Source organism: Deinococcus frigens DSM 12807, from assembly GCF_000701425.1.
Lineage (GTDB): Bacteria > Deinococcota > Deinococci > Deinococcales > Deinococcaceae > Deinococcus > Deinococcus frigens.
Genome location: NZ_JNIW01000134.1, coordinates 1 through 1,968, shown reverse-complemented (window position 1 = coordinate 1,968; position 1,968 = coordinate 1). Strand labels below are relative to the sequence as shown.

Annotated in this window: 2 protein-coding genes; both read left to right on the top strand. The window is 66.4% G+C overall.

Features of this window, described 5'->3' with window-relative positions; all coding sequences use genetic code 11:
- The first annotated feature begins 138 nt into the window (after positions 1-138).
- Positions 139-942 carry a 50S ribosomal protein L11 methyltransferase gene (locus tag Q322_RS0119955; RefSeq protein ID WP_029479586.1) on the top strand — a complete coding sequence of 268 codons (804 nt, stop codon included), beginning with the start codon at positions 139-141 and terminating at the stop codon, positions 940-942.
- Positions 943-952: 10 nt separating this feature from the next.
- Entirely contained in the window at positions 953-1,666 is a 714-nt protein-coding gene (locus Q322_RS0119950) for a 16S rRNA (uracil(1498)-N(3))-methyltransferase (RefSeq protein ID WP_029479585.1), read from the top strand.
- The last annotated feature ends 302 nt before the right edge of the window (positions 1,667-1,968 follow it).

Here is a 1,968-nt window from a genome sequence, read left to right as displayed (position 1 = left end):
GAGAGTCCAACTGGAGTGGCAATTCTCCATCAAAACGGCCAGAACCAAATTCAAACGCCATTATGATAAAATCAGAATTAATTGAACGCTGTAATGACGCTGTGACCGATAGTCGCCCAGACCCTTAGACTGCTTCCCATGCTGGTCTACCACCTGCCCGGAACTTTCGAAACGCGCGAGGCGCACCTGGATTTGCTGTGGGAGGCGGGGGCGACGGGCCTGGAGGAACGCGCCGGGCTGATCCGCGCCTACTTCGACGGGCGCGAGGAGCTGCCGGGTGAAGTCGCGGACGGCGAGTGGCGCGTTGAAACCGAGCAGGACTGGCAGGCGCAGTTCAAGGCCACGCTGAAGCCGGTGCGCGCTGGCCGGGTCACCATCGTGCCGCCGTGGCTGCGCCATGAGGTGGAGGACGGGCAGACCGCGCTGATCATCGAGCCGGGCATGGCCTTTGGGACCGGCCACCACGCCACGACGCGCATGGCGGTAGAGGCGCTCTCGGATCTGGAGCTGGGTGGCAAGCGGGTGCTGGATGTGGGCACGGGCAGCGGCGTGCTGGCGATTGCGGCGGCGCTGCTGGGCGCAGACCACGCCACGGGTCTGGATATTGATCCCCTGACCATTCCCATCGCCATTGAGAACGCCGAAATCAACGGCATGCTGCCGGGCCGCGTGGCCTTCGCAGAGGGCAGCCTGGGCCTGGGTGACGAGCTGGAGGATACCTTCGATGTGCTGATTGCCAACCTCTACGCCGAGTTGCATGACCTGCTGGCAGGCGAGTATGCCGCCGCGCTGCGTCCGGGTGGCCCGCTGATCCTGACCGGCATCCTGACCGGAAAGCTGGGGCTGGTGCGCCACGCCCTGGACCGCGAGGGCTTCGGCAGTGTGTCCGTGCGTGAGGACGGCGAGTGGGTGATGGTCACGGCCACCGCGCCCGCCGCCTGAAGGGGCCGCCATGACCGATACCCGCATTCGTGTCGCGGCCCTGACCCCGCAGATGACGCTGGGACCGCGCGAGGCCCGCCACCTGCATGTCCTGCGGCTAGGGGTGGGCGACGTGCTGCGCGTCTTCGATGGCCAGGGTGCAGAGGCCGGAGCAAGAATCGCCGAGCTGGAGGCGGGCCGCGCTGTCCTGATCCTGGGCGAGGCGGTCAGCGGCGCGGCGGAAACACCGTTTCCCCTGACGCTGGCGGTGGCGCTGCTCAAGGGCGACAAGCTCTCGGACGTGGTGCGCGCCGCCACCGAACTGGGCGTGGCGCGGGTGCAGTTGCTGGTCACCGCCCGCGCCGACGCCCGCGAGATCGGCGCGCAGAAGCTGTTGCGGTTGGGGCGAGTGGCCGAGGAAGCCAGCAAGCAGTCGCGCCGCGCGGTGGTGCCCGAAGTTATTGCGCCCATTCCCCTGGCCGACTTGCGATGGGACGGCCAGCTTTTCGTCGCCCAGCCCGGTTCGGCGGGACGCATCGTTGCGCTGCTGGACTGGTCCGCGCCGGTCACCGTCCTGACTGGCCCGGAAGGCGGCCTGACCGACGCTGAGGTCTGCGGGCTGATCGAGCGCGGCGCGCACGCGGTAACGCTGGGACCGCGCATTCTGCGGGCCGAAACGGCCCCGGTGGCGCTGCTGGGCGCGGTTGCGGCGGCGGGCGAGGAACAGCCCCTCAAGTTCGGCTGATCCCGCCCTCTGCGGCTGAGGCTGGGAGGAGGGACCACCGGGTAAGCTTCAACCCGAGCAGCATACGCAGACTGATCCGGCTTGCGGTTAAACTCGCCACTTTAATCCGAGTGGAAGTACCGGCAAAGAAGACGCGTTGCGTGGTTTGAAAGAACAGACGGCACTTTTCTTCTGTTCTGGAATTGAACGCATGGCGTACCGGACGAGCCGTAAAATATACCCTGAGCCCTGGCGGCCTGACAAATTTTATGAGGGCGGACGGAAAACGAGCTGCCAGCCAACTTCAAGGGTGGTTTGAGGAG

Coding starts and splice junctions, on each gene's coding strand:
- Q322_RS0119955 (WP_029479586.1), top strand. CDS start 139: ATGCTGGTCTACCACCTGCCCGGAACTTTCGAAACGCGCGAGGCGCAC.
- Q322_RS0119950 (WP_029479585.1), top strand. CDS start 953: ATGACCGATACCCGCATTCGTGTCGCGGCCCTGACCCCGCAGATGACG.